The organism is Pseudonocardia sp. ICBG1034, assembly GCF_020131375.1.
GTDB lineage: Bacteria > Actinomycetota > Actinomycetes > Mycobacteriales > Pseudonocardiaceae > Pseudonocardia > Pseudonocardia alni.
In genome coordinates this window covers 593918-619965 of sequence record NZ_JAHLEK010000017.1, presented here as the reverse complement: position 1 = coordinate 619965, position 26048 = coordinate 593918, and the positions used below count along the sequence as shown (strand labels likewise).

The window sequence follows — 26048 nt, the reverse complement described above, 5'->3', positions numbered from 1 at the left end:
CCGGGCATGCTCCCTCGACGCGGAGGGGCACCGCGTAGTGGGGAGACGGGCGCGGGCGTGGGACGACCACCCCCGCGCCCGTCGCGCGGGTGGGACCGTTGTCGTCACCGCGACCGGCTAGGGGTTCCACGGTGTCCACGCTGTGCCGTTGCGGGCACCCCGCCGCGCCCGCATCGAGCAGGCCGTGGGGTGGTCGGCCCAGCAGCACGACCTCCCTGCGGAGCGGACGCACGGGCAGCTGCGCGAGGCGGGGAACCGCGGCGGCGAGGTCGCCGCCGATCCGGCGGACGCCGTGGTGCGTCGCGAGGTCGTGCTCGGGCCGTCCCGGGTCGCGCGCCGCGCCGCGGGGCGACCGGGGTCAGGGGCGGTTCCCGGTCGCCGGGGGTCCGACGACCAGCGGGTCCGGCGTGGCGACGACGGCGACGTCCTTCGCCGGGTAGTCGAGCCCGGAGAGCAGGCAGCGCATCGCCTCGACCCGCCCGCGGCGCTTGTCGTCGGAGTCGACGATCGTCCACGGCGCGTGCTCGGTGTGGGTGCGCTCGAACATCGCCTCCTTGGCCGCGGTGTAGTCCTCCCACCGCGCCATTCCGGCGAGGTCGACCGGGCTGAGCTTCCACTGGCGCAACGGGTCCAACACCCGGATCACGAACCGGGTGCGCTGCTCGGCGCGCGACACGGAGAACCACAGCTTCAGCAGGTGGATGCCGTCGTCGACCAGCGAGCGCTCCAGGCCAGGGACCTCGCGGACGAAGCGCTCGTACTCGTCGTCGGTGCAGAAACCCATGACCCGCTCGACGACGGCCCGGTTGTACCAGGACCGGTCGAACAGCACGATCTCCCCGGCTGTGGGCAGCCGCTCCAGGTACCGTTGGAAGTACCACTGCCCCTGCTCGGTGGGCGTCGGCTTGTCGAGGGCGACGACCCGGGCGCCGCGCGGGTCGAGGTGCTCGGTGAAGCGCTGGATGGTGCCGCCCTTGCCGGCGGCGTCGCGGCCCTCGAACAGCACGACGACCCGGGCGCCGGAGTCCTTCACCCACGACTGGAGCTTCAGCAGCTCGATCTGCAGGGCGCGTTTGGTGCGCTCGTACTCCTCGCGCGGCATCCGCTCGGTGTAGGGGGACTCCTCACACCACGTCCGGACCTCCCGGCCGTCGGCGTCGACGAGGACCCCGTCACCGTCGACGTCGTCGTGCACGCTCCAGGTGTGGGTGTCGTCCAGCAGGTCGACGGTCCGCAACGCCTCCCGGAGCTCACGCCGGGTCGACGCAGACCGCCCCGCGACGTCGGGCAGCCCGCGGAAGCCGTCCACCGCCTGTCCGATCGACGTCATGGCACCCCTTTCTCCGTCTCCGTGCGGAGGTACCCCGCCCCGGCCGGACGAATCGCCCGGAATCGCCCCGCCGTCACACCCGTGCAGGACCGCTCGCGAGCGGGTAGCCGTGACCGATGAACCCGCGATGCATCCTGGATCCCGCGCGGCACGACGAGTCGCTACGCGCGCTGCTGCTCGGCCTGGAGCTGTCCGGCCTCGATGACGGCACCCTGTGGTCGAACTACCTGGCCCTCGGCGGCACCCGAGGGCCGGACGGTCTGGCCGCGCTGCTGCGCGGGGAGCACCCGATGTCCGCGCTGGAGCACAATGTGATCGCCCAGGTCCTGAACGAGACGTTCCTCGACCAGGGCGCGGACCATCCGGTGCCCTACGCCGACGAGCTGCCCCGCTCCTGACGCCGGGCCACGGCGTCCTCGACGACCCACCGCGCCACGTCGGCGAGCTTCATGTTGGTCTCCTGCGAGCTGGTGACCAGGCGGCGGAACGCGGCGTCGTCGTCGAGCCCGAAGCGCTCGATGAGCACGCCCTTCGCCCGGCCGATGATGTCGCGGCTCTCCAGCGCCCGCTTCAGGTGGGCGGTGTGCTCGGCGCCGTGCAGGAGCATTGCGGCCTGCACCGCGAAGAGCCCGGCAACGGCGTGGGCGGTGTCGCCGAAAGCATGCGGGTTCCGGGCGTAGAGGTTGAGCGCTGTGTGTGGGCCGGTCCGGTGAGCCAGTCCGGTCGACACGATCGAGCGGTAGCCCAGCCGCGTGGCTCGCGGTGCGAACCGCGGCCAGCGCGCCGCGTCGGGGCCCCCGAGGTCGTCTGCGTGCACCACGCCGGAGGCAGGCGGACGGTCGGCGGCGTCCACGCAGGGCCCCTCGCCGAGCCGGCTCTGCGTGGTGTCGAGCTGAGCGATCCGGGGAGTGCTGGGGTGGTGCGACGTGACCCGCCGCCCGTGGGTGCGGGAGATGCCGCCGCCCTCGGCGCCGGGCACGGTCGCGACCGCGGCGGTGACGATGCCGCGCAGCGAGTCGTCGAGGTCGGTGATGTGGCGGGCGGACACCAACCCGGCCGCTGCATCGCGCAGCTCGGCGAGGACAGCCTCGGTATCGGGGGGCACGGTCATAGCGGGCACCTCTCCGTGTGCCGGGTGGTCCCGGTGTCGTCGTGTGCGGTGTCGCGGTCGAGGGCCTCGGCGATCGCCTCCCGCGCGTGGGCGCCGATCAGGAGCCCGGTGTGTCCACCGGGAACCTCCATGTTCACCGCCTGCGGATCGGTGCACACGCGTGGCGGGGCAACCCGGTCACCACGGCTGTAGATGCAGGTGAACGGCACCGTCGCGGGTACCGGTGCGCGTTGGGCGTCGCGGAACCCGCGGCAGCACCGTCCCACGAGGCATGCGGTTCGGGCGACCCCCGTGAGGCCGGCGGTCCCGACGCTGGTCAGCGCGGCGACGGTGACGAGCATCGGCGCGCGCAGCCCGACGAGGCGGAACGGCGTTCCGACCGTGATCAGGCCGGCCACGAGTTCCGGACGGCGGTGGGCGAGGGCGCGGGCGAACTGCCCGCCGCGGCTGTGTCCGACCAGGCGCACCGGTCGCCCGGTCGCGTCGGCGAGTTCGGCGAGCTGTGGCTCCAGTTGGTCGGTGGTGGCGCGCCCGCACCCCAACCCGGCACCGACGGCGGCCGCGACCACGGGATGACCGCGGGCGCGCAGCCAGCCCGCGAGCGGGCGCAGGAACGGGGCTGTGGTGCCGAGACCACCGAGCAGCAGTACCGGATCGCGGTGGACGTGCGGGTCGGGCCACGGAGCCGGTTCGGCAGCGGGCATCGTCAGCTCGCCGGCCTTCTCCAGGCCTGCGGCGACGAGAGCGGTGAGCACACGAGCCTCCGTCCGTCGGGGCCCTCCACCTACCCGGTACGCCCGGACGCACGCGTGGCACCGGAACGCGGTCGGGTGCGCCGACACGACGACGTCCTGGATGAGCTGCACGCCGCGCGCCGGGCCGGGCCCGTCACGCGGCGTGCGCTCACCTGAGCGGTGCGACCGCTCCGGCTGTCAGCGGAGCTTCTCGGCTGCCTGCTGGGCCTTGCCCTTCGCGGTGCCCATCGCGTTCTGCCCGCCGGCGTAGCTGGCGTAGAGCTCCGGGTCCGGCTTGGGCGCGGTGCCCGGCCCGCCGAGCGGTTTGGGGTCGGTGAGGTAGTCGATGGCGTTCTCGCCGTGGCTCCAGCCGCCGTTGGGGCCGGAGCCGCCGTCGGACAGCTGCCAGATCGTGTTGTTGTGGACCTGGTCCTCGACGTCGAGCAGATCGTCCGGAACGATGTCGCCCTCGATCCCGTCGGCCTTGAGCTCCTCGATGGCGCGCATCCACTGCTTCTGGTGCACGGTGTCGCGGGCGAGGTTGAACTTCAGCATCTCCTTCACGCCGGGGTCGTCGGTCATGTTGTAGATGCGTGCGGTCTGGAGCCGGCCCTGCGACTCGGCGGCGACGTTGGTGCGGAAGTCGGCGAGCAGGTTGCCCGAGGCGACCATGTAGGCACCGCTCCACGGCACCCCGTTGGAGTCGCGCAGCTGCGCGCCGCCGCCACCGACGATGGCCTGCTGTACGTCCATCCCGCCCATCGTCGCGGCTACCGCCGGGTCGGTGACGGCGTGCGCGACGTCCGTGGCGGGCGCGTTCTCGAGGAGTCGGGCGACCATCGTCGCCAGCATCTCCACGTGCCCGATCTCCTCGGTGGCGGTGTCCATGATCAGGTCCTTGTACTTGCCCTCGATGCGGCAGTTCCAGCCCTGGAACAGGTACTGGGTCGCCACCGTCATCTCGCCCCAGGCGCCGCCGATGAGCTCCTGGATCCTGCGCGCCAGCACGGCGTCCGGGCCGTCCGGCTTCGCCTCGCACTGCAGCAGCTTGGTGTGTCGGAACACGTGTCGACCTCCTGGCCGCTCGGGTCGCCGCCGGTTCCGGCGGCGCGGCCCTCCTACCCGGGTGCGCCGGGATGATTCCGGTCATCCGTCCCGGACCCGTTCCGCGGTGCGCGTCCGGTACGCCGCCCGCCGCACCGCGGCGCCGTCCTCCAGCCCGGAGCCGATCGCGCCGGCCACGGTGCCGACGACGGTCGCCATCAGCGCGGTGGCCAGGTAGTCGCCGAACCCGGCCGGGTGCCCGATCTCCTGTCCGAGGTAGTCCGGAGTCACGATCACCAGGAGCGCGGCCAGTGCGAGCGCGAACAGGACGGCGGTGTAGGCGACGACGCCGAGCAGCACAGTGACCACGGTCGCCGAGTTCCGCAGCCCGGTGCTGGGCCGGTCGCGCCGGCGCGGGTCGCCGCGGCGCTCCCACAGGCCGTGCCCGACGACCAGCCAGCCCACGTGCACCGCTACTGCGCCGGCCAGGGCCACCGCGAGCCGCCAGCCGGGCATCGAGGCCGCGAGCGTCCAGATACTCGGGTAGAGCACCCCGAACGCGGCGCCGGCCAGCCCGCCGGCCAGCGAGCGTGTCAGGCCCATCGTGAGCGCCCATGGCCGGTTCACGTGCACCATCCCGGCCAGCAGACGCAGGCCGCCGCCTCGGCGGGCGGGCACGGTGCCGGTGGAGCCGGACCCGGGGTCGAGACGTTGGGCAGCCATCGTCGTCACCGCGTCGCCGACGGCGCGCCGGGCGCGGTCGCGCATCCGCAGAGAGCCGAGCGCGGGCAGCGACACGACAGCGACGCAGTCGTCGGCGACATCGGCCACGACCGTCCGCCCGCCGGAACGCAGCGGCACGTCGGTGAGGCAGACGGCGAGGTCCCAGCCGGTGTCGGCGACCCGCTCGCGGGCCTTGTCGATCAGGTCGGTGTCCGGGCTGCCGAGTGACTCGAACGCGTCCCGGCCGGTGACGACGGTCCAGCCGACCGCCCGTCCCGCCACCTCGCCGGGCAGCTCGTCCTGCAGCCGCGGCGCGATGTCGCGTGCGACGTCCTCGGCGAGGTCGGGGTCGGCGAGCAGCCCCACCACCAGCCACTCGCGATCCGCCGTCTCCCCGTCCGGGCCGTCGTCGCGAGCGGGTCCTGTCATGGGGCGGCGCCTCCCCGGGGCCGACCGCGCGAAACCCGGCACGGGGTCGTCCGCCGGGGACCGGGCGGCACGGAACGACCGACGCCCAGCTGGTGTCGACCAGCGACCCGTCGACGTCGATCACACGCCGGCCGGAGCGGACGTCCGCCCGGGACACCCGGGGACCCACCCGCCGGACCGGCGGAGGTTTGGGGCGGTGGTGACCGGGCACACGGGCGGGTGTGGGAATGCGTGAGTGGATCGAGTCCTGGCCGGTCGCCCGGCAGCTGACCGGCAGCGACCCGCTCGGCCGGGGGGTGGCGTCCCGATCGACGGGCACCGACCGCACGGTCGCCCGGACCGTCGAGGCCGACGGCGTCACCACGTCGATCTGCCCGTTCTGCGCGGTCGGGTGCGGGCAGAGGGTCTTCACCCGCGGCGGACGGGTCACCCACGTCGAGGGTGACCCGGACTCGCCGATCAGCCGTGGACGGCTCTGCCCCAAGGGCTCCTCGACGCTGTCGCTCGTCACCTCCCCGCAGCGGGTCACCGCGGTGCGCTATCGGCGCCCGCACGGCACCGAGTGGGAGGACCTCGACCTCGACACCGCGCTGGACATGATCGTCGATCGGGTCGTGGAGACCCGCGAGCGGACGTGGCAGGACGTCGACGAGGAGGGCCGGCACCTGCACCGCACCATGGGCATCGCGAGTCTCGGAGGAGCGACCCTCGACAACGAGGAGAACTACCTCATGAAGAAGCTCTACACCGCCCTCGGCGCGGTCCAGGTGGAGAACCAGGCCCGTATTTGACACTCCTCCACGGTTCCCGGTCTGGGAACCTCGTTCGGCCGTGGTGGGGCCACCAACTACCAGCAGGACCTGGTCAACTCCGACTGCATCGTCATCCAGGGCTCGAACATGGCCGAGGCCCACCCGGTGGGCTTCCAGTGGGTGATGGAGGCGAAGCGGCGCGGCGCGACCGTGATCCACGTCGATCCGCGGTTCACCCGCACCTCGGCCGTGGCGGACGTGCACGTGCCGTTGCGCGCCGGCACCGACATCGCGTTCCTCGGCGGGCTGATCCGGCACGTCCTGGAGACCGGGGCGTACTTCGAGGACTACGTGAAGGCCTACACCAACGCCCCGATGCTCGTGTCCGAGGAGTTCCGCGACACCGAGGACCTCGACGGAGTGTTCTCCGGGTTCGACCCGGCGACCGGCACCTACGACGTGCACTCCTGGCAGTACCAGGACGCCGATGTCGAGGCCAGTGCCGGGCTGCGCGACGAGCGGGCGATGGTGCAGGAGCACGAGCACGCCGAGATCTCCGGGTCCGGCGGCGCCCCGTTCTCCGCGACCCCGACCCGTGACGACACGCTGCAGCACCCGCGCTGCGTGTTCCAGGTGCTGCGCCGCCACTACGCCCGCTACACCCCGGAGATGGTCGAGCAGGTCTGCGGGATCTCCCCGGAGAACTTCCGGGCGGTCGCCGACGCGCTCACCCGCAACTCCGGGCGGGAGCGGACCTCGGCGTTCGCCTACGCCGTCGGCTGGACCCACCACACGGTGGGCGTGCAGTACATCCGGGCCGCCTCCATCCTGCAGTCGCTGCTCGGCAACATCGGGCGGCCGGGCGGCGGAATCCTCGCGTTGCGCGGCCACGCCTCCATCCAGGGCTCCACCGACATCCCGACGCTGTACGACATGCTGCCGGGCTACATCCCGATGCCGCACGCCCACCGCGAGCAGGACCTCACGACCTTCATCGAGTCGAACTCGGGCGACAAGGGCTACTGGGGCCACATGGACACGTACCTGGTGAGCCTGCTCAAGGCCTGGTTCGGCGACGCCGCCACAGCCGACAACGGCTTCTGCTTCGACCACCTCCCACGCCTCACCGGCGATCACTCGTCGTTCCGGACGGTGATGGCGCAGGCCCGCGGCGAGGTGCCGGGCTACTTCGTGATGGGGGAGAACCCCGCCGTGGGCACCGCGAACGCCAAGCAGCAGCGCCTCGGGCTGGCGAAGCTGGAATGGCTGGTGGTGCGCGACCTCAACATGATCGAGACCGCGACGTTCTGGAAGGACGGCCCGGAGATCGAGACCGGGGAGATGCGCACCGAGGACATCGGTACCGAGGTGTTCTTCCTCCCCGCGGCCAACCACACCGAGAAGGACGGCACCTTCACCAACACCCAGCGGTTGTTGCAGTGGCACCACAAGGCCGTCGAACCGCCGGGGGACTGCCGCAGCGAGCTGTGGTTCTACCACCAGCTCGGGCTGCGCCTCAAGGAGCGTCTGGCCGGGTCCACGGACCCGCGCGACCGCCCGCTGCAGGACCTGACCTGGGACTACCCGGTCGAGGTCGGGCCGACCGGGATCGCCGAGCCGAGTGCCGACGCGGTGCTGCGGGAGATCAACGGCACCGACGCCGACGGCCGAGCACTGTCGTCCTACCTGGACATGAAGGCCGACGGGTCGACGTCGGGCGGCTGCTGGATCTACACCGGTGTCTACGCCGAGGAGGTCAACCGGGCCGCGCGCCGCAGGCCGGGACGCGAGCAGGACCTCGTGGCCGCCGAGTGGGGCTGGGCGTGGCCGATGAACCGCCGGGTGCTCTACAACCGGGCCTCGGCGGACCCGGACGGGAAGCCCTGGAGCGAGCGCAAGAAGCTCCTGTGGTGGGACGGTGAGCGCTGGACCGGGCCGGACGTGCCGGACTTCCCGGTGAGCACACCGCCGGACCACGTCCCCGCCGAGCACTCACGCGGTGCCGAGTCGATCGCCGGCAACGAGCCGTTCGTGATGCAGGGCGACGGGCGGGCATGGCTCTACGCCCCGGCCGGGCTGCTCGACGGGCCGATGCCGGCGCACTACGAGCCGCAGGAGTCCCCCGTGCCCAACGTGCTCTACCCCCGGCACCGGGCCAACCCGGCGCGTCAGCAGTTCCCGCGCCCGGACAACACCTACAACCCGCCCGGGGACCACTTCCCGTACGTGTTCACGACGTTCCGCGTCACCGAGCACCACACCGCGGGCGGCATGAGCCGGTGGACGCCGCACCTCAACGAGCTGTTCCCGCAGATGTTCCTGGAGGTGTCACCGGAGCTGGCCGCCGAGCGTGGCCTGGTGGACAACGACTGGGCGCACGTGGTCACCGCGCGGTCGGCCGTCGAGGGCCGGGTGATGATCACCGAGCGGGCGAAACCGTTGCGTGTCGGCGACGGCTCCGGTGGCACGACGGTGATCCACCAGATCGGCGTGCCCTGGCACTGGGGCCCGAACGGACTCTCGACCGGGGACGCGGCCAACGAGCTCCTCTCGGTCGCGCTCGACCCGAACGTGCACATCATGGAGACCAAGGCCGCGACCTGCGACATCCGCCCCGGACGGCGGCCGCGCGGGCCCGACCTGGTCGCCTACCTCGCCGACCGGCGGCGCGCCGCCGGGTTGGAGGACCAGTGAGCAACTCGTGGTACGGCCCGTTGGCGGACCCCTCCGCCGACGCCGGCTACGCCGAGGACCACCCCGACCGGGTCGGGTTCTTCACCGACACCAGCGTCTGCATCGGGTGCAAGGCGTGCGAGGTCGCGTGCAAGGAGTGGAACGCGCTGCCCGCCGACGGAGTCACCCCGCAGGGCGCCGGGGGCGACGTCCTCGAGTCGGCCGGGATGGGCTACGACAACACCGGCGGGCTCGGGGCGTCGAGCTACCGGCACGTCGCGTTCGTCGAGCAACGCGTTCCCGCGACCCGCTCCGCCCAGACCGACCTGGGCATGCCGGCGATGGATCTGCCCGGCTCCGTCGACGCCGGCGAGCACCGCGCCGACGCCACCGAGGTGCGGTGGCTCATGTCCTCGGACGTGTGCAAGCACTGCACCCACGCCGCGTGCCTCGACGTCTGTCCGACCGGCTCGCTGATCCGCACCGAGCACGGCACCGTGCTCGTGCAGGAGGACATCTGCAACGGCTGCGGCTACTGCATCCCCGCCTGCCCGTACGGCGTCATCGACCAGCGCGAGGGCGACGGCCGCGCGTTCAAGTGCACCATGTGCCAGGACCGGCTCGGCGCCGGCCTCGCCCCGGCCTGCGCGACGGCGTGCCCGACCGAGTCCATCCAGTTCGGCCCGCTGGAGGAACTGCGCGCCCGCGCCGACGAGCGGCTGGCGACGTTGCAGGCCCAGGGTGTGGACGGCGCCCGGCTGTACGGCCGCGACCCCGACGACGGCGTCGGCGGCGATGGCGCGTTCTTCCTGCTGCTCGACGAACCGGAGGTCTACGGGCTACCACCGGACCCGGTGGTCACGACGCGGGACCTGCCGTCGATGTGGCGGCACGCGGCGGTCGCGGCGGCGACCGTCGCGGCCACGGTCGCCGCCGCGTTCGTCGGAGCCCGCCGGTGACCGCCGACGGCAGCGGTCCCGCCGCCGGGCAGGCCGCGCCCGGACCGGACGTGGCCGACGAGGCCCCCGCCGGGCACGACGACACCCGCCCCGGGCCCAGCCGCGCCGAGCGACGGCGACGCCGCCGGGGCGGCCGCGGCGAGCGGCTGATGGTCCCCGAGGCCGACTTCCGCAGCTACCACGACCGGCCGATCATCAAGCCGCCGGTGTGGAAGGTGCCCGACGTCCCCGCCTACCTCTATCTGGGCGGCGCGGCCGGGGTCGCGGCGTCCACGGCGGCGCTGGCCGACCTCACCTGCCGGCCCGGACTGCGTCGCTCCGGTCGGCTCGTCGCCGCCGGCGGGGCGGTCGCCTCGGTCGCGTTCCTCATCCACGACCTCGGCCGCCCCGAGCGGTTCCTGCACATGATGCGGGTGTTCAAGCCGACCTCGCCGTTGTCGGTGGGATCCTGGATCCTCGCCCCGTTCGGCACCGTCACCGGGGCCGCGGCGGCCTCGGAGGTCACCGGGCTGCTGCCCGGCGCCGGGCGCGCCGCCGGACTGGTCGGCGGGCTCCTCGGCCCGGCGATGACCACCTACACCGCCGTGCTGCTCGCCGACACCGCCGTCCCCGGCTGGCACGGGGCCTACCGGGAGCTGCCGTTCGTGTTCGCCGGGTCGGCGCTCGCCGCAGGCGGCGGGTCGGCGCTGCTGACCGGGCACGGTGACGGCCCGCCGCGGCGGATCGCCGTCGCCGGAGCGGCACTGGAGCTGGTCGCCACCCACCGCACCGAGACCGCGATCGGGATGAGCGCGCACGCCTACCGCACCGGCCGCGCCGGGCGGGTGCTGCGCGCCGCCCGCGCGGCGACCCTCGGCGGTCTGGCGGCAGCGCTGGCCGGGCCGCTGCTCGACCGGCTGCGCCCGGGCTCACGACGGCGCCGCCGCGGGTTCGACGCCGCGGCCGGACTCCTGCTCAACGCCGGGTCCGCCGCGACCCGGTGGGGCGTGTTCGACGCCGGCATGGCGACCGCGTGGGACCCGGCCTACACCGTCGTCCCTCAGCGGGATCGGTTGCGCCGTCGCGAAGCCGCCCGCACCGCGGAGGAGGAGCGCGGCGATCTCGGCACCGTGCCGCCGGGCGAGGCCGTCACCGCGGGGGACCTCCCCGGTCCGGACCCGGCGGGTGCCGGATCCGACGGCGGACCGGCCTGGTGAGCCCCCGGCGAACAGGGTCGGTACCGCCGGGGACGGTCCGGGCGTCCTGACCGATCGCACCCGCCGCCGGACGTGCCGGAGGACGTGCCTGGTCCCGGCCGGATCCGGCGCGCCCGGGCCGGCGGCACGGCTCAGCGGCGGGTGCGATGCCCAGACAGGGCGGGGTCCCACAGCGCCCCCGAGGTCTGCGCGGTGCCGCCGTGCAGCGACCAGCGGCCCAGGACGAGCCCGAGCGCACGCTCGACCGGTCCCGGTGCGAACCGGTGCGCGAGGACCAGCAGCCGTACCGCGATCCCGCCTGTGACCGTCTCGGGCCGCGGGCGCCGCAGCCGGGCGGCGATCACCCGGGCGACGCGCTCCGGGGCGTCCACCGGCGGGGGAGGGGCCACCTTCCGCCCGGTGTGGTTGGCCGCGGTCGACCAGATCGGGGTGTCGACGGCCCCGGGCAGCACCGTGCACACCGAGACCCCGCGGATGCCCGCACGACGCAGCTCGGCGCGCAGCCCGGCCGACAGCGTCCGCACCGCGGACTTGGACATGCAATAGGGCGTCACCCACGGCGCCGGGATGATCCCGAGCACCGAGGAGACGTTGACGAGCACACCGTGCCGACAGGCGATCATCGACGGCAGTGCCGCGCGAGCGCCGTTGAGGCAACCGCCGATGTTGATGTCCAGCAGCCGTCGCACGTCGGCGGGCGGAGTCGACAGCACGGTGCCGAACCCGGCGACGCCTGCGCAGTTCACCCAGCCGTCGATCGGGCCGAGCTGCTCGGTGACGTGCGCGGCGGCCGCGCTGACGGCCTCGTCGTCGGCGACGTCGCAGGGCACCACCAGGGCCCGGTCCGGGGGCAGCTCCGCCGCCACGTCCTCCAGGGACGCTCGGTCGCGCGCGATCAACCCGAGCCGGGCGCCACGGCGCGCCAGCTCCCGCACCGTCGCACGTCCGATCCCGCCGGACGCACCCGTCACCACCACCACAGCACCGTCGAGCCGCATGTCCGGCCGGCTACCCGGGCCGCACCGGTCCATGCCGCCGGGTGTGGGTCCCAGAGGCCGGGGTAGGCGCGCGAACAGTCGCAGTGTCGGTCGGTGGGGCGGAGGCACTGGCCGCGGTCGCCGAGCCGGAGGGGGTCCGCGGTACCCGTCCCGGTACCCACCGGCTGATCGGCGCGGTGCTCGAGGCAGCCGGGCGCCGGCTGCCGTGCGTCCGGGTGCACGCCCTGCGCGACCACGTCTTCCACGCCGAACTGCAGCTCGACGACGGCACCCGCATCGACGCCCGCACCAGTGACGCGGTGGTCCTCGCGTTGCAGCACAGTGCGGCGATCGAGGTCGGGGACACGGTGCTCGCCGCGGCCGGTATCGACCCCGGCATGGCCGGCGCGCAGGATGCGGGGCCGCAGACCGACGATGTCGACGCGTTCCGCAGGTTCCTCGACACCGCGGTGCCCGACGACTTCGACGACCCCTGAGGGCGGCCCCGGCGGCTGTCGTGTTCAACCACCGGGGCCTGACACGATCCGGCTCCCGGGTACCGATCCGAGCCGCATTCCAGGGTCACTGGTGCACAACCGAGACGCAAGGAGTGGTGGAGGGGTTCACGTCGGGTGTGTGCTCGCGGGCGCCGGGTAGGCGGGCAGGCGTGGACACCTCGCTGACGTTCGTCGGGACCGCCACCGTGATCCTGAGGCTGGGCCGGTTCCGGCTGCTGACCGACCCCAACTTCCTGCACCGGGGGCAGCGTGCCCGGTTGGGTTGGGGTCTGTCCTCGAGGCGGCGAACCGACCCGGCGCTGGACATCGATCAGCTGCCCCGCCTCGACGCGGTGGTGCTGTCGCACCTGCACGGGGACCACTTCGACGACGTCGCCCGTGACGGGCTGGACCGTTCGGTGCCCGTCCTCACCACCCCGCACGCGTGCCGCCGGTTGCGCAGATGGGGGTTCGAGGCCGCCACCGGGCTCGAGACCTGGGACAGCTGGGAGCTCGGTGACGACGAGGAGCGGGTCCGTATCACCTCGGTACCGGCGCGGCACGGCCCGGTGGGTGTGCACCGGCTCCTGCCGCCGGTGCAGGGCACGGTGATCGACCACGAGCGCCGGGGCCGGCGGGTGCTGCGGCTCTACATCACCGGGGACACCGTCCTGGTCCCCGAGCTCCGCGAGATCCGCGACCGGTTCGGTGACATCGACGTGATGGTCGCCCACCTCGGCGGTACCCGGGTCGGCGGTGTGCTGGTCACCCTGGACGCCTCGCAGGGCAGCGACCTGGTGGAGATGGTCGGTCCCGGTCGCGTGGTCCCCGTGCACTTCGACGACTACGACGTGTTCCGGTCCCCACTCACACACTTCCTGGAGGAGATGCGGGCCCGTGGGATGGGCGACCGGGTGCGGGTGGTCGGGCGCGGGGACACCGTGGAGCTGCCGCCCTCGACGGGCCGGTGGGTCGCGGCGAGCCCGGGCCCCGGTACCGGGTCGGCGAACGCGCCCGGCACACCGTTCGACGGGCTGCCGCCCCGCTGATCCACCGATGTCGTCGACCGGGGAGGTGTGGGCGGCCCGGGCAGCGGTGATGCGAACCCATGGCTTCGACGTCCGAACACGGCCGCGAGCGGGTGGTCGTGGTTCCCGATCTCACCGGTCTCGACGTGGCGGGCGCGCACGACGTGGCGCTCGACGGCGGCGTGATCGCCGTCGAGCACCGCCGTCCCGGCGAGGACCCACCGCAGCGGTGCGTCCTCGAGCAGGAGCCACGGGCCGGGGCCGTCGTGACGTTCGGCAGCACCGTGCGGATGTGGACCGGCCCTCCGCCCGGTGACGACGGCGGGGGCGGTGGGGTGGGCTGCGCCCGGTCGGGCCCGGCCCGGTGGTGACCGGTGGGCGGCGCTGACGGCGCCGCCCATCCCGACCACAGTTCGCGGGCCCCGTCCGTCCGGTGCCGGACGCTCAGCCGCCGCACCGGCCCGGGGGCTCGCCCCGCGCGGCGTTCTCCACCACCGACAGCGCGACCTGCCGCAGTTTGGTGTTCGTGGTCTGCGACAGCTCCCGCAGCAGCGCGAACGCCTCCTCCGGCCCGCAGCCGCGGGTCGCCATGAGCACACCTTTCGCCTGCTCGATGGCGACGTGCCGCCCGAAGCGCAGCCGCAGTGCCTCGCCCTCGGTGGCGAGCTCGCGGACGAGCGCGACCGCCGGGACCGGGTCGGCCGGGACCGCCGGCAGGTGCGAGCCGGGCGGGGCCGCCGGACCGTACCCGGAGAACCCGGGGCCGTTCCCTGCGGTCCGACCGCCGGGCGCGTCCGCAGCGTTGTCGTCCCGTCCGCACCGTCGTGACCGGTCCACGAGCGTCCCGGGTCCCTCGCCCGGCACCGCGTCGTCGACATCGGTCCGCACCGGCCACAGCGGGGTGACATCCTCGATGTGCACGAGGATTCCGGCGAGCCGGCCTCGGGGGTCACGGGCGGGGGAGTGCGCTCCGACCCAGTACTTCTCGACGAAGCCGTCGGCCCCGCGCGGTGCGGGCACGTCGTAGCGCTGCAGGCCGATGTCGTCGCGGGCGCCGCGCCGCAGCACTCGCAGCAGCGACGCCGTCACTGCCGCCACCGCGCCGACGTCCGGCGCCGCAGGGTTGTCCGGGAAGACGTCGAACAGGGGCCGGTCCAGGGCCTCGCCGGGCTCGCGCAGTGTCGCCTCGAGCCAGGCCGGGTTCACCGCGCGTATGCGCAGTGACCGGTCGAGCACCGCGTACGGCGAGCGGGTCGTCCGGAACAGCGGGTTGTCGTTGATGGCGCGCAGCAGGCGCGCCTCCGGTCCGCCGGGGGGCATCTCGTCCTCCGATACCGCCGGCCGCGGTCGGCGTGCGGGGGACGGCTCGGGGGAGCGTCGGGCGTGGCCGGGGGCGCGGTCCGGCAGCGCATTCTCGTGCACTGACGGGGGTCCCCGGCCCGGGACGCACGCGGGCGTGCACGGGTGGGGACGCTGGGCCGGCTGTTCGACCCCGGGTCGGCGCCGGCCGGGACCGAAGGCCCCTGGCGCACTGCGACAGAACGTTATGACACCGCCGCCGGGCGGCACCACGCCGGGTCACCCCGTCCGGTCGGCGCCGGCCGGCCCCCTCTGGCCGGCCGGCGCCCCGAGCACCGGTCAGGAGACCGCGGCGCCCGTGTCCTCCTTCGAGGACAGCTTCGCGAGCAGGTCGTGGCAGGTGGAGGCGCGTGTCGCGTCCTCCTCCATGACCCGCTCGAAGAACTCCGCGATGTCGTCGTAGCCCGCGTTGCGCGCGTCGCGGACGTACTGGCCGTAGTCGTGGCCCCCCTTGAGCGCGTGGTACTGCACCGACACCAGGTCGAACACGACGTCGCTGAATCCGGTCTCGCCTGTGGCCATGACGGCCACCTCCTCCTCGGTCGGTTCCGTTGGCGCGCTCCTCCTACCCGCCACCCCGGCGTTCATGCCGGACATGGAGCCGGTTCCGGCGGGTAGGCGCACGCCCGTTGCAGAACGACGACCGGAGGAGGACGAGTGAAGGCAGTGGTGTGGCAGGGCCCCGGCGAGATCGAGCTGGCCGAGGTGCCCGACCCGGCCCCGCGCGACCCGGGCGACGCCGTCGTCCGGTTGACCGTCAGCGCGATCTGCGGGACCGACCTGCACATGGTCCGCGGCACCATGCCGGGGATGCGGCCCGGGACGGTGCTCGGGCACGAGGGTGTCGGCGTGGTCGAGGAGGTGGGCGACGGGGTGCGGGCCTTCCGCCCCGGCGACCGGGTGGTGGTGCCGTCCACCCTGTGCTGTGGGCGCTGCCCCGGCCGCGGAGTGACCGTGCGGGAGAGCCTGGGCGACGTCGTCACCGCGTACCAGGAGTTCGACGACCATCGCGCGGGCTGGGTCAAGGTCGCGTTGGACCCCGGCACCTGATCGACGCCGGTCCCCGGGGTCAGTCCCGGGGGCCGGCCGTGGTCGGCACGTCCGCGACCTCCGATGCCCTCGCGTTGCGCCGCACCAGGTCCGAGCCGCGCTCGTAGTCCTCGTCGGCCTGGTGGGTGGCGACTCCGCACACCGACCCGTGGCGCTGATACCAGGCGGTGAACCCGCCGCCGGGGTGGGTGGTCAGGGCGACCTCGTCGAACCCGTCGCCCCAGGCGGAGTACTTGAGCACGCGGTCGCCGATCTCGGACCAGAAGCCGGGCGCGGCGTCCCAGCGGGCGTCCGACCCGGCGGCGGCGGCCCCGGCGACGGCGCCCATCTCCTCGGCATCGCCCCAGTGCTCCACCCCGACGTGCCGGCCTGCGGCCGCGTTGAACGCACGCGCGACGTCCCCGGCGGCGAACACACCCGACACCGCGGTCCGCATGTGCTCGTCGACGACGACTCGGCCGTCCTCGACCAGGACCCCGGCCGCCTCGGCCGGCCCGAGCCGGGGGCGGGCGCCCGCCGCGACCAGTACCAGGTCCGCCGCGACGTGCTCGCCGTCCCGGACGTGCACCACGGGCGCGCCACCGGTCGACTCGATCCCGGTGACCTCGGCGTCGCCGCGCAGACGGACCCCCGCTCCTCTCAACCAGTCCGCGATGCGGTTGCCGACGGCGTCACCGAGCCGCGAGGCCTGCGGGACCCGCTCCGTGCTGCACACCGTCACGTCCAGGCCGCGCGCGGCCAGCGACGCCGCCGCCTCACAGCCGATGAACCCCGATCCGACGACGACGACGGATCCCGCGTCGTGCAGTCCCGCCAGCAGCGCCCGCGCGTCGGCCAGCGAGCGCAGGTGGTAGGCGTCGCCGTCGCCGGGGACGGGCAGGCGCACCGGTTCCGATCCGGTGGCCAGCACGCATGCTCGCCAGCGCACCTCGCCGCCGTCGCCGAGCCGCGCAGTACGGGTACCGGGCTCGAGCGAGGTGACTGTGGTCCGGGTGCGCACCTCGACGTCGCCGAGCCGGGTCAGGTCGTCGAGCAGCAGGTCGTCCTCGCCGAGGTTTCCCCCGCGCAGGAGCTCTTTCGTCAGTGGAGGCCGGAGGTAGGGAGGGCGGTCGTCGGCGGACACCAGCAGCACCGGGCCGGGGCCACCGTGCCCGCGGTACGCGGTCACCGCGGCATGGGCTGCGGGGCCGCCGCCGACCACGAGCAGTCCGGTCGTCGTCACGCTCATGTCGCCCGCCTACCCTGACCGAACGCGTCGACACCCGGGCGCCGTGCCGTGGGGCACGCCTGCCGAGCCGCGGGCAGTGGTCGAGCTGCGGTGGCCCGGGGATCGAGGCCGCGCCCGCGATCGACGGCGCTGTGTCCGCCTCGCGCGGCAGGCCGTGGTGGGTGCGGCCCTCACCCGAGGACGGCGGTGGGGCCGCGGCGGTCGTCACGCGGGTCGATCGTCTCCTGGACGGCGCGGGCGAGCTCGTGCAGCTCCGTGACCGTCAGGCGCCGGCGCAGGGCTGGGAGCCGCCGCGTCTCGACGCCCTCGATGTGGAAGCGGGTGGACACGGCGAGCCGGTGCAGCACCTGCTCCGCGTCGGGCGACCCCGTACCGACGGCGAGCAGCTCGGTGACCAGGGCTTCGAGCTGCTCGTGCTCCTCGGCGTCGGCCTGTGCGCAGCGGTCACCGTCCTCGAGGCAGCGGCGCAGCACCGGATGCAGCAGGGTCTCCTCGGCGACGCAGTGCCGGCGGACCGCGTTCGCGGCGCGGACGGCCAGGTCGGAGCGCTGCGGGCCGGGGTCGGCCGCGGCGGCGCGGTCGAGCAGGGCCAGCAGCATGCGGTGGTCGGCGGCGAGGACGTCGATCAGGTCGTCGGGTGCAGGGTCGGTCGTCACCGCAGATGTATCACCGGTGGTCGTGGGTCCAAACCCGGGTGCGGGGGTGTGGCGGGGCCGAGCGTGGGTACGGGTCGGATCGTCCGGTCGGCGACGGAGAGGCGGTCCGATGATCGAGGTACGGCGGCGGGTGCACGCCCGCACCGAGGATGTCTACGCGGTCCTGACCGACGGCTGGAGCTACGGCCTGTGGGTGGTCGGGGCGGTGCACATCCGGCGGGTCTCGTCGGACTGGCCGCGGGTGGGCTCGACCATCGAGCACAGCGTCGGGGCGTGGCCGCTGATGATCGAGGACCGCACCGTGGTCGAGGAGAACGAGCCCGGAAAGATGCTGCAGCTGCGCGCCCATGCCGGGCCCGGAGGCACCGCCCGGGTGCGCCTGGAGCTGACCCCCGATGGAACGGGTACGACGATCCGGATGACCGAGGACGCCGTCGCCGGACCCGGGCGGCTCATCCCCGTGCCGGTCCGGGCGCCGCTGTTGAAGCTGCGGAACGCGGAGAGTCTGGCCCGGCTCGCCGCCCTCGCCCGGGGGCGCCCGGACCGGCCCGAGCGGGCCTGACCGGGAGCCCCGTGACCGGGGCCGCGCGGAGGCTCAGCCGTGGATCCGTCGATGCGCGAAGCGGACCGCGCCCCGGTAGAGCGGCCCCGCCGGCCCCGACGCGGCCAGCGCGGCCCGGGCGGCGTTCGCGCCGGGCCCGCCGTGCACCGCGCCGCCCGGGTGCGCCGACGCCCCGGACAGGAACAGCCGGTCGACCGGGGTGTCGGCGCGGCCCAGCCCGGGCGTCGGACGGAACACCAGCTGCTGGTGCGGCGCGCACGTGCCGGCGGTGATCGCGCCGTCGACGAGGTTGCCGTCGTAGTCCTGCAGGTCCGCGGGTCCGGCTACCGACCGGGCCCGGACCAGGCCCGTGAAGCCGGGCGCGTGGTCCTCGACGACACGCTCCATCCGGTCGGCCCAGCGTAGGACGTCGTCGCGACCCCAGCCCAGCCCGCGGGGCACGTGGGTGTAGGCCCACGCCGACTCGGTACCGGGCGGGGAGCGGTCCGGGTCGGCCGTGGTCATCTGGCCGAACAGCAGGAACGGCTCGCCGGGCAGCCGGCCGGCGGACAGGTCCGAGGCGTAGCGGCGCAGCCCGTCGACGTCCGCGCCGACGTGCACCGTGCCTGCCGACCGGGCGCTCAGAGCCGTCCACGGAACCGGGCGGTCCAGTGCCCAGTCGATCTTGACGGTGGAGAAGTCCCACTGGAACCGGTCGAGGTCGGCGACGAACCTCGCCGGCAGGTGCTCCTCGCCGACGAGGTCGCGGTAGAGGCGAGGGGCGTCGACGTCGGCGAGCACCGCGCGGCGGGCGAGCACCCGGCCGCCGTGGGCGTCGAGCACGCCGGTGGCCCGGCCACCCTCCACGAGTACCGAGGTCACCGGGCGGCCCACGTCGAGTCGCCCGCCGCGGGCGGTGAACCGGGCGACCAGCGCGTCGGTCAGGGCCCCGGAGCCGCCCGCGGGAACGGGGAACCCGATTCGCTGGCCGAGCATCGCGAGCAGCCATCCGTAGGCGGCGCTGGCCGCGTTGTCCGGTCCCAGGTCGGTGTGCAGGGCGTTACCGGCCAGGAGCAGCGGTGCCGCGGTGCCACCGAACCGCTCGGCGGCCATGCGCGCGACCGGTTGCAGCAGGGTCCGGGCCAGCCGCAACGTGTCCCCGGTCCCGAGCCGACGCCACAGCCGCGACGCGGCCCGGACCGGTGGGAACGGTCGCAACGCTGCCTCCAGCACATCGGTGCCGATCGCGTCCCACTCCGCGACCATGGCGCGCCAGGCGTCGCCGTCGCCGGGATGGTCGGTGTCGAGGGCGGCCGCGGTGTCGTCGAGGCTGCGGTGCAGCACGGCGCAGCGTCCGTCGGCCGTCGGGTGGGCGACGACCGCGGGCGCGTGCCGCCACACCAGGCCGTAGGAGGGCAGGTCCAGCTCGCGCAGTACGGGGGAGGCGGCCCCGAGCGGGTGGAAGGCACTGGCCAGGTCCGACCGGAACCCGGGCGCGGTGATCTCCGCGGTACGGACCGCGCCGCCCGGGGCGTCGGACGCCTCGCAGAGCAGCACGTCCCACCCGGCGTCGGCGAGGAGGTTGGCGGCGACGAGGCCGTTGTGCCCCGCGCCCACGACGACGGCGTCGACGGTGTCGGTCACGAGTTCTCGCTCCCCTCTCCACGGGCGTGGGCGACGGTATGTGGGTGGTGCAGCTCGAATGCCGGACGTTCGGAACGGATCGGCGGGAGCTCGGTGAAGTTGTGCCGGGGCGGCGGGCAGGACGTCGCCCACTCCAGGGAGTTTCCGAACCCCCACGGGTCGTCCACGTCGACGACCCGCCCGAAGCGGTAGCTGCGGAACACGTTCCACAGGAACGGCAGGGTCGACGCCCCGAGCAGGAACGCGCCGATCGAGGACACGGTGTTCAGCGTGGTGAACCCGTCGGTCGGGAGGTAGTCGGCGTAGCGGCGGGGCATGCCCTGGTTGCCCAGCCAGTGCTGCACCAGGAACGTCAGGTGGAAACCGACGAACATCGTCCAGAAGTGGACCTTCCCGAGCCGTTCGTCGAGCATCCGGCCGGTCATCTTCGGGAACCAGAAGTACGTCCCGGCGAACACGGAGAACACGATCGTCCCGAACAGGACGTAGTGGAAGTGCGCCACCACGAAGTAGGTGTCGGACATGTGCCAGTCCAGCGGCGGCGACGCCAGCATCACCCCGGTCAGTCCGCCCAGCAGGAACGTCACCAGGAAGCCCGCGGCGAACAGCATCGGCGTCTCATAGGTGATCTTCCCGCGCCACAGGGTGCCGATCCAGTTCACGAACTTCACCCCGGTCGGAACGGCGATGAGGAAGGTGGTGAAGGAGAAGAACGACAGCACGATCGCCCCGGTCGCGTACATGTGGTGTGCCCACACCAACGCCGACAGCACGGTGATCGCGACGGTCGCGTAGATCAGCCCCTTGTACCCGAACAGCGGTGTGCGCGCGAACACGGGGAACACCTCGGTGACGATCCCGAAGAACGGCAGCGCCACGATGTAGACCTCGGGATGGCCGAAGAACCAGAACAGGTGCTGCCAGAGCACCACCCCGCCGTGCTCGGGGGAGAAGATGTTCGCGCCGAGGTGGCGGTCGGCGAGCAGCCCGAACAGCGCCGCGGTCAGCATCGGGAACGCCAGCAGGATGAGCACCGAGGTGAACAGGATGTTCCAGGTGAAGATCGGCATCCGGAACATCGTCATGCCGGGCGCCCGCAGACAGACGATCGAGGTGACCATGTTAACGCCGCCGAGGATCGTCCCCAGCCCGGACACGATCAGCCCGGCCGCCCACAGGTCCCCGCCGGGCCCGGGGGAGTGGGTGGCGCTCGACAGCGGGGTGTAGGCGAACCAGCCGAAGTCCGCGGCGCCGCCCGGTACCAGGAACCCGGCCACGACGATGAGCCCGCCGAACAGGAACAGCCAGTAGGAGAAGGCGTTGAGCCGGGGGAACGCCACGTCCGGCGCCCCGATCTGCAGCGGCACGATGTAGTTCGCGAACCCGAAGAGGATCGGGGTCGCGTAGAGCAGCAGCATGATCGTGCCGTGCATGGTGAACAGCTGGTTGTACTGCTCTGTGGACAGGAACTGCAGCTCCGGGCGGGCCAGCTCGGCCCGGACCAGCAACGCCATCGCCCCGCCCGCGAGGAAGAACCCGAAGGCGGTCACCAGGTAGAGGATCCCGATGTCCTTGGGGTCGGTCGTGCGCATCATGTGCAGCAACCGGCTGCCCCGGGCGCGCCGGGGCACGGCGGGGCGGGGAATCGTGCGTGGGACGACGTCCGGGGCGGTGCCGCGGCCGCGAGGGCGCTCGGTGCGGGTCACCGCGTGCTGCTACCCGCCGGCGGGCGAATCATGCGCCCGTCGGTGCGCACGGCCGCACGGGCCGCATCGGCACCGGTGCATCGACGCGACGACGACGGGTAGGCGCATCCTCGCGCCGGACGGACCGGTGCGGCGACCGACCCGGGAGGCTCCATGCCCGTCCAGTCCGAACACCATTCGCACGGGCACGCGATCTTCCCGTGGCCGCAGCTGCTGGTGGTGCTCAGCGCGTTCCTGATGCTGCTGTACGGCATGATCGGGTTCCGGTACAGCGGGCTGCCCGGCGTGCCCTACGCGAGCCGGGAGCTCCTCGGCATCGCCGTCGACCCGGTGCGGGACCTGGGGCATCTGTTGCTCGGCATCGCCGGTCTCCTGTGCGCGTCCACGCTGAGGTCGGCCCGCGTCTACGGGGGCGTGCTGGTCGTCGTCGGCGTCGTCGAGGCCGTCGCGGGGTTGCTGACCGGGGTGTTCGGGCTCGTGCCCGCCGGGCCGCTGGTGATGAACACCGGGTCGGTCGTCATGGCGGTGGTGATGGTCGTGCTCGGGGCGACGGCGGTGTTCGGGCGGGTCCGCAGCGACATGCCGTACGAGAGGTTCCAGCGGAACGTGGAGAACGCCGGGCGCCGGCTCACCGGCATCCGGGGCCGCAGCAGCCGCCGGGGTTCGGACGAGGAGTGAGCGCTCAGGACCGGGCCAGGTGGGCGCGGGCGGCGGCGAGCGCTTCGCCCGTGCCGATCGCCAGCAGCCCCGGGTGCGGGCGGTCGCCGTGCGGGTCGCCCCGCTCGCCGCGCCACAGCACGAGGTGCCGCTCCGGCTCGCGCAGCGGCCCCCACCGGTCGGGCGGCGTCGGGCCGAACAGCAGGACCGACGGCGTCCGGTAGGCCGTCGCCAGGTGCGCAGGACCCGTGTCACCGCACACCAGCAACCGCGCCGCTGCCACCAGCGCGGCCAGCCGGACAGGACCTGCGTGCCCGCCGAGGTCGGCCCCCGCAGGCAGCCCGGCCGCCCGGCTGACGGCTGCGGTGAGGTCCCGCTCGCCCGGCCCGCCGGTGACGACGACCCGGTGGCCGTCGTCGTGCAGGGCCCGGGCGACGGCGGCGAACCGGGTGGGGGGCCAGCGCCGGGCCCGGTGCGCCGCGCCCGGGTGCACGACGACCGCGCCCTTCGCCGCGGCGGGCGGATCGGCGGGCACAGCGAGATCGAGGTCGTCGGGGTCGGCGTCGAGGCCGTGCGTCGCGAGGAGGCCGCACCAGCGCCGCACCTCGTGGGTGTCCGGGCTCCATGACGGCCCGGACACGTCGGGCCGATCGGGGTGGCGGTGGGTGAGCAGCGCGTCGGGGCGGGTGGCGCGCAGCGCATCGATGCTCTGCGGGCCGCTGCCGTGCAGGTTGACCGCGAGCCGCGGCGGAGGTCCACACCAGCGCAGCGACCCCGGGCCGTCGGCGTCGACGACGTCGTCGACCCCGCCGACGAGCCCGGCCAGCCCGGCCAACGGCGCGGGGGTGGCCAGCACCAGGCGGGCCTCGGAGAACGCGCGGCGCAGGGCCCGCAGCGCCGGCACCGCGGTCAGCAGATCCCCCATCCCCGGCGCCCGCAGGGCGAGCACCACGGGCAGGTCCGGGCCGGTCACGGCCAGGACCCCTCCTCCGAGTGGCAGACGACCAGCTCGCGCACCTCGCAACCGGGCGGCTGGCGCAGCGCGTACAGCACCGTCGCCGCAGTGTCCTGCGGCCGGTTGAGTGCCGCACCCTCCGGCGGGCGGTACTGCTCGTCGCGGTCGTCGAAGAACGCGGTGTGCATCCCGCCCGGCACCAGGGTGGTGACCCTGACCCGGCCGGCCGTCTCGGCGGCGAGCGCCCGGCTGAACCCGAGCACACCGAACTTCGACGCGCAGTAGGCGGTCGCGTCGGGGACCGCCTTGAGCCCGAGGGTGGAAGCGATGGTGACGACGCGTCCGCCGACCAGCTCGAGCTGCGGCAGGGTCGCGCGCAGGACGGCGGCGGTGCCGAACAGGTTGACCCGCACCACGCGCTCCCAGTCGGCGGACGGCAGCGTCCCGAACGGTGCGGGACGGTCGATGCCGGCGGCGGTCACCACCGCGTCCGGGGGACCGGCCAGGCGGGCGAGCTCGGTGACGGCGGCCTCGGTGGCCGCGGTGTCGGCGAGGTCGACGGTCACGTGCGCGACGTCGGCCTTCGGCGGGTGCAGGTCGAGGACCTGCGGGGTTCCGCCGGCGGCGAGGACGGCGTCGACGACGGCGGCTCCCAGACCGGACGCGCCGCCGGTCACCAGCACGGTGCCGAGCGCGGTCCCGTCCGCGGTGCCGTCGGCGCGGTCGTCCGTGGTCGTGGGGGTGCGGGCTGTGGTCATGCCGTTCTCCTCGTTCTTGTGCGGGACCTGGTGCCGGCCGCGACGGCGGCCAGCCGGGTCGTGGAGTGCTCGCCCACCCGGGGCACCGTCTCGACGGTGCCGCCGTGTGCACGCACCACCCGGGCCTCGGGAATACGGCCCGGGTCGTGGTCACCGCCCTTGACCCACAGGTCCGGCCGGAGCCGGTCCAGGACCGTCGACGGGTCGTCCTCGTCGAAAACGACGACGGCGTCGACGCAGGCCAGGGCGGACAGCACCGCGGCACGGTCGGCCGCCGAGAGACAGGGGCGGCCGGGGCCCTTGAGGCGGGCCACCGACTCGTCACCGTTGAGGCAGACGACGAGGACGTCGCCGCGGCGCCGGGCCGCGTGCAGCACGGCGAGGTGCCCGGGGTGGAGCAGGTCGAAGCAGCCGCCGGTGGCCACGACCCGCCCGCCGGCGGCGCGCACACGGTCGGCGAGGGCGAACCCGTCGGCCGCGGAGGGCAGGTCGGGCGCCGCCGGGACGCAGTGCGGGGCGGCCGCCGAGGGTCCCGCCTCCGGTGCCGCGGGACCGGGCGGGGCCGCGGCACCGGCGGGATCGGGCCCGGCAGCGGCGATCGCGGTGTCCAGGGCGGCCGCCCCGCCCATGCCGACGAACCGGGACGCGGTGGCGACGGCCGCGGCGACCGCGTCGGCGACGGGGGATCCGCCGGACAGCCCCGCCACGGCGGCCGCGGCGAACACGTCACCGGCGCCGCAGGTGTCCACGGACCCTGCCGCGGCCGGGTGGGCCGCGGCGGGCACGGGCACCCGGGTCGGGGCCGCCCGGCCGGTGTCGAGCAGGGCGCCGTCGGCGCCGCGGGTGATCGCGACCGCGCGGGCCCGCCATCGCTCGCGCAGCCTCCGGGCAGGGCATCCGATGTGGCCGGGGCCGGCGAACGCCGCGGCCTCGGCGGCGTTGGGGACGACGAGGTCGGCGTCGGGCGGCGGCGCGGCGCCCCGCGGGTGCGGATCCCACACCAGGGGGACACCGTGCGCGCGGGCGGCGAGCAGCTGCCGCACGCCCGGGTGTGCGGCGACGCCGCGGCCGTAGTCGGCGACCAGCAGCGCCCCGGCCGACGCCACCAGCGAGGCGGTCGCCGGGTCCAGCCCGCCGGATGCGGCGTGGCCGTCGCCGGTGTCGATGCGGGTGACCGGGCGGCCGCCGTCGAGGACCCGGGTCTTGACCGGGGTCGACCCGTGCAGCGGGATGCGGTGCAGCCCGACCTTGCCCTCGAGCAGGGCGACGATGCGGTGTGCGGCGTCGTCGTCGGCGAGCGCGGTCAGCAGCACCACCGGGCGGGTTCCGGCCAGGCAGCGCGCCGCCAGCAGCGCGGCCAGCGCGGCGCCGCCCGGGCGGACGTGCTCGGCGCCTGGCCCCACGTCGACGACCGGGGCGCCGGGGGCGTCCGGGCAGTCCCGGATGGAGGCCCCGTCGAGGTCCACGTCGAGCAGTGCGTCGCCGACGACCACCAGTGGGGCGGTCACCGGTGCGTCCCCACGCCGAGAGCGTCGTCGACGGCGGTGCACAGCAGGTGGACCAGTACGAGGTGGATCTCCTGCACGGTGCTGGTGAGCCCGGAGTCGACGGTGACCGCGTCGTCGCAGAGCGCGGCGAGTGGGTTCGGCGTGGGCCCGGTGAGTGCCCAGGTGGTGACGCCCAGCTCGTGCGCGGTCTTCGCAGCCGCCACCACGTTCGCGCTGGACCCGCTGCAGGACAACAGGACGAGCACGTCGCCGGGGCGGCCGTGCGCCCGTACCTGGCGGGCGAACATCTCCTCGGCGCCGTAGTCGTTGCCGATCGCGGTCAGCGCCGAGGTGTCGGCGTTCAGCGCGATCGCCGAGAGCGGGCGGCGGTCGCGGACGTAGCGACCGACGAGCTCACCGGTGAGGTGCTGGGCCTCGGCGGCGCTGCCACCGTTGCCGCAGGCCAGGAGCCGCCCGCCGGCCGTGAGCAGGTCGGCGAGGTGGGTGCCCCACGCGCGCAGCGTGGGCAGGCCGGATCGGACGTCGGACAGGGC

Annotated in this window: 26 protein-coding genes; 10 read left to right on the top strand and 16 right to left on the bottom strand. The window is 74.4% G+C overall.

From position 1 onward, the window contains the following. Positions 1-358 precede the first annotated feature (358 nt). Positions 359-1330, bottom strand: a complete 972-nt coding sequence (gene ppk2 / locus KPF22_RS17625; protein ID WP_224402721.1) for a polyphosphate kinase 2 — start codon at positions 1328-1330, stop codon at positions 359-361. A gap of 116 nt (positions 1331-1446) precedes the next feature. Here ppk2 and KPF22_RS17620 point away from each other — a divergent pair, with 116 nt between their 5' ends. Continuing rightward, on the top strand, positions 1447-1728 hold the full coding sequence (locus tag KPF22_RS17620) for a hypothetical protein (RefSeq protein ID WP_224402720.1): 282 nt from the start codon (positions 1447-1449) through the stop codon (positions 1726-1728). On the opposite strand, the gene KPF22_RS17615 is transcribed toward KPF22_RS17620, so the two are convergent. From KPF22_RS17615 to KPF22_RS17600, 4 genes are all read right to left on the bottom strand, one after another. Beyond that, positions 1701-2441 (bottom strand): GAF and ANTAR domain-containing protein, encoded by a 741-nt coding sequence (locus KPF22_RS17615; RefSeq protein ID WP_224402719.1) that lies wholly within the window; start codon positions 2439-2441, stop codon positions 1701-1703. The two genes, KPF22_RS17620 and KPF22_RS17615, sit on opposite strands and share 28 nt — an antisense overlap. Next, positions 2438-3196: a triacylglycerol lipase gene (locus KPF22_RS17610; RefSeq protein WP_208818505.1), complete on the bottom strand. Its 759-nt coding sequence runs from the start codon at positions 3194-3196 to the stop codon at positions 2438-2440. The genes KPF22_RS17615 and KPF22_RS17610 overlap by 4 nt, the downstream gene beginning before the upstream one ends. A gap of 177 nt (positions 3197-3373) precedes the next feature. Beyond that, positions 3374-4240, bottom strand: a complete 867-nt coding sequence (locus tag KPF22_RS17605) for a manganese catalase family protein (protein ID WP_208818506.1) — start codon at positions 4238-4240, stop codon at positions 3374-3376. Between the two features lie 81 nt (positions 4241-4321). Further along, the gene (locus KPF22_RS17600; protein ID WP_224402718.1) at positions 4322-5371 is read right to left on the bottom strand and encodes a hypothetical protein; all 1050 of its coding nucleotides are present in this window, start codon (positions 5369-5371) and stop codon (positions 4322-4324) included. A 221-nt stretch (positions 5372-5592) separates the two neighbouring features. On the opposite strand from KPF22_RS17600, the gene fdh reads away from it, so the two are divergent. The 3 genes from fdh to nrfD are packed head-to-tail and all read left to right on the top strand — an operon-like array spanning position 5593 to position 10951. Continuing rightward, on the top strand, positions 5593-8817 hold the full coding sequence (gene fdh / locus KPF22_RS17595) for a formate dehydrogenase (RefSeq protein WP_224402717.1): 3225 nt from the start codon (positions 5593-5595) through the stop codon (positions 8815-8817). Next, the gene (locus KPF22_RS17590; RefSeq protein ID WP_208818509.1) at positions 8814-9755 is read left to right on the top strand and encodes a 4Fe-4S dicluster domain-containing protein; all 942 of its coding nucleotides are present in this window, start codon (positions 8814-8816) and stop codon (positions 9753-9755) included. The genes fdh and KPF22_RS17590 overlap by 4 nt, the downstream gene beginning before the upstream one ends. Further along, positions 9752-10951, top strand: a complete 1200-nt coding sequence (gene nrfD / locus KPF22_RS17585; RefSeq protein ID WP_308010422.1) for an NrfD/PsrC family molybdoenzyme membrane anchor subunit — start codon at positions 9752-9754, stop codon at positions 10949-10951. The genes KPF22_RS17590 and nrfD overlap by 4 nt, the downstream gene beginning before the upstream one ends. Positions 10952-11082: 131 nt before the next feature. On the opposite strand, the gene KPF22_RS17580 is transcribed toward nrfD, so the two are convergent. Next, positions 11083-11949 (bottom strand): SDR family oxidoreductase, encoded by an 867-nt coding sequence (locus KPF22_RS17580; protein WP_179760091.1) that lies wholly within the window; start codon positions 11947-11949, stop codon positions 11083-11085. A 41-nt stretch (positions 11950-11990) separates the two neighbouring features. Between KPF22_RS17580 and KPF22_RS17575 the strand changes: the two genes are divergently transcribed. From KPF22_RS17575 to KPF22_RS17565, 3 genes are all read left to right on the top strand, one after another. Beyond that, positions 11991-12425: a bifunctional nuclease family protein gene (locus KPF22_RS17575; RefSeq protein WP_224402716.1), complete on the top strand. Its 435-nt coding sequence runs from the start codon at positions 11991-11993 to the stop codon at positions 12423-12425. A 170-nt stretch (positions 12426-12595) separates the two neighbouring features. After that, positions 12596-13474, top strand: a complete 879-nt coding sequence (locus KPF22_RS17570) for an MBL fold metallo-hydrolase (protein WP_307798968.1) — start codon at positions 12596-12598, stop codon at positions 13472-13474. 59 nt (positions 13475-13533) lie between these two features. Next, positions 13534-13824: a PASTA domain-containing protein gene (locus tag KPF22_RS17565; protein ID WP_208818512.1), complete on the top strand. Its 291-nt coding sequence runs from the start codon at positions 13534-13536 to the stop codon at positions 13822-13824. Between the two features lie 73 nt (positions 13825-13897). On the opposite strand, the gene KPF22_RS17560 is transcribed toward KPF22_RS17565, so the two are convergent. Further along, positions 13898-14773 carry an ANTAR domain-containing protein gene (locus tag KPF22_RS17560; RefSeq protein ID WP_208818513.1) on the bottom strand — a complete coding sequence of 292 codons (876 nt, stop codon included), beginning with the start codon at positions 14771-14773 and terminating at the stop codon, positions 13898-13900. Positions 14774-15091: 318 nt separating this feature from the next. Further along, positions 15092-15334 (bottom strand): acyl carrier protein, encoded by a 243-nt coding sequence (locus KPF22_RS17555; RefSeq protein WP_073575391.1) that lies wholly within the window; start codon positions 15332-15334, stop codon positions 15092-15094. 135 nt (positions 15335-15469) lie between these two features. Between KPF22_RS17555 and KPF22_RS17550 the strand changes: the two genes are divergently transcribed. Beyond that, on the top strand, positions 15470-15862 hold the full coding sequence (locus tag KPF22_RS17550; RefSeq protein WP_224402715.1) for an alcohol dehydrogenase catalytic domain-containing protein: 393 nt from the start codon (positions 15470-15472) through the stop codon (positions 15860-15862). Between the two features lie 19 nt (positions 15863-15881). Here KPF22_RS17550 and KPF22_RS17545 read toward each other — a convergent pair whose 3' ends face one another. Next, positions 15882-17090, bottom strand: a complete 1209-nt coding sequence (locus tag KPF22_RS17545; protein ID WP_224402714.1) for an NAD(P)/FAD-dependent oxidoreductase — start codon at positions 17088-17090, stop codon at positions 15882-15884. 170 nt (positions 17091-17260) lie between these two features. Continuing rightward, entirely contained in the window at positions 17261-17746 is a 486-nt protein-coding gene (locus tag KPF22_RS17540; protein WP_208818516.1) for a hemerythrin domain-containing protein, read from the bottom strand. A 109-nt stretch (positions 17747-17855) separates the two neighbouring features. On the opposite strand from KPF22_RS17540, the gene KPF22_RS17535 reads away from it, so the two are divergent. Continuing rightward, positions 17856-18308, top strand: a complete 453-nt coding sequence (locus KPF22_RS17535; RefSeq protein WP_208818517.1) for an SRPBCC family protein — start codon at positions 17856-17858, stop codon at positions 18306-18308. Between the two features lie 33 nt (positions 18309-18341). Here the strand turns inward: KPF22_RS17535 and KPF22_RS17530 are convergent, their stop codons facing one another. After that, positions 18342-19931, bottom strand: a complete 1590-nt coding sequence (locus tag KPF22_RS17530; RefSeq protein WP_208818518.1) for an NAD(P)/FAD-dependent oxidoreductase — start codon at positions 19929-19931, stop codon at positions 18342-18344. Next, entirely contained in the window at positions 19928-21526 is a 1599-nt protein-coding gene (gene ctaD, locus KPF22_RS17525) for a cytochrome c oxidase subunit I (protein ID WP_224402713.1), read from the bottom strand. The genes KPF22_RS17530 and ctaD overlap by 4 nt, the downstream gene beginning before the upstream one ends. A gap of 264 nt (positions 21527-21790) precedes the next feature. On the opposite strand from ctaD, the gene KPF22_RS17520 reads away from it, so the two are divergent. Next, positions 21791-22315, top strand: a complete 525-nt coding sequence (locus KPF22_RS17520) for a DUF4383 domain-containing protein (RefSeq protein WP_208818520.1) — start codon at positions 21791-21793, stop codon at positions 22313-22315. Between the two features lie 4 nt (positions 22316-22319). On the opposite strand, the gene KPF22_RS17515 is transcribed toward KPF22_RS17520, so the two are convergent. From KPF22_RS17515 to KPF22_RS17500, 4 genes are read right to left on the bottom strand one after another with little or no spacing between them, the layout of a single operon-like run. Then, entirely contained in the window at positions 22320-23219 is a 900-nt protein-coding gene (locus KPF22_RS17515; RefSeq protein WP_208818600.1) for a glycosyltransferase family 9 protein, read from the bottom strand. 44 nt (positions 23220-23263) lie between these two features. Continuing rightward, positions 23264-24007 carry an SDR family oxidoreductase gene (locus KPF22_RS17510; protein WP_208818521.1) on the bottom strand — a complete coding sequence of 248 codons (744 nt, stop codon included), beginning with the start codon at positions 24005-24007 and terminating at the stop codon, positions 23264-23266. Further along, a complete protein-coding gene (locus KPF22_RS17505; RefSeq protein WP_208818522.1) occupies positions 24004-25515 on the bottom strand; it encodes a PfkB family carbohydrate kinase in 1512 nt (503 codons plus the stop codon). The genes KPF22_RS17510 and KPF22_RS17505 overlap by 4 nt, the downstream gene beginning before the upstream one ends. After that, the gene (locus tag KPF22_RS17500; protein ID WP_374107509.1) at positions 25512-26045 is read right to left on the bottom strand and encodes an SIS domain-containing protein; all 534 of its coding nucleotides are present in this window, start codon (positions 26043-26045) and stop codon (positions 25512-25514) included. The genes KPF22_RS17505 and KPF22_RS17500 overlap by 4 nt, the downstream gene beginning before the upstream one ends. Positions 26046-26048: the final 3 nt, after the last annotated feature.

What these genes read in the sequence shown, in the direction of transcription:
- KPF22_RS17565 (WP_208818512.1), top strand. Translation starts at nt 13,534, where the DNA reads ATGGCTTCGACGTCCGAACACGGCCGCGAGCGGGTGGTCGTGGTTCCC.
- KPF22_RS17615 (WP_224402719.1), bottom strand. Translation starts at nt 2,441, where the DNA reads ATGACCGTGCCCCCCGATACCGAGGCTGTCCTCGCCGAGCTGCGCGAT.
- KPF22_RS17545 (WP_224402714.1), bottom strand. Translation starts at nt 17,090, where the DNA reads ATGAGCGTGACGACGACCGGACTGCTCGTGGTCGGCGGCGGCCCCGCA.
- ctaD (WP_224402713.1), bottom strand. Translation starts at nt 21,526, where the DNA reads ATGATGCGCACGACCGACCCCAAGGACATCGGGATCCTCTACCTGGTG.
- KPF22_RS17535 (WP_208818517.1), top strand. Translation starts at nt 17,856, where the DNA reads ATGATCGAGGTACGGCGGCGGGTGCACGCCCGCACCGAGGATGTCTAC.
- KPF22_RS17620 (WP_224402720.1), top strand. Translation starts at nt 1,447, where the DNA reads ATGAACCCGCGATGCATCCTGGATCCCGCGCGGCACGACGAGTCGCTA.
- KPF22_RS17600 (WP_224402718.1), bottom strand. Translation starts at nt 5,371, where the DNA reads ATGACAGGACCCGCTCGCGACGACGGCCCGGACGGGGAGACGGCGGAT.
- KPF22_RS17510 (WP_208818521.1), bottom strand. Translation starts at nt 24,007, where the DNA reads ATGACCACAGCCCGCACCCCCACGACCACGGACGACCGCGCCGACGGC.
- KPF22_RS17560 (WP_208818513.1), bottom strand. Translation starts at nt 14,773, where the DNA reads ATGCCCCCCGGCGGACCGGAGGCGCGCCTGCTGCGCGCCATCAACGAC.
- KPF22_RS17515 (WP_208818600.1), bottom strand. Translation starts at nt 23,219, where the DNA reads ATGGGGGATCTGCTGACCGCGGTGCCGGCGCTGCGGGCCCTGCGCCGC.
- KPF22_RS17580 (WP_179760091.1), bottom strand. Translation starts at nt 11,949, where the DNA reads ATGCGGCTCGACGGTGCTGTGGTGGTGGTGACGGGTGCGTCCGGCGGG.
- KPF22_RS17555 (WP_073575391.1), bottom strand. Translation starts at nt 15,334, where the DNA reads ATGGCCACAGGCGAGACCGGATTCAGCGACGTCGTGTTCGACCTGGTG.
- ppk2 (WP_224402721.1), bottom strand. Translation starts at nt 1,330, where the DNA reads ATGACGTCGATCGGACAGGCGGTGGACGGCTTCCGCGGGCTGCCCGAC.
- KPF22_RS17520 (WP_208818520.1), top strand. Translation starts at nt 21,791, where the DNA reads ATGCCCGTCCAGTCCGAACACCATTCGCACGGGCACGCGATCTTCCCG.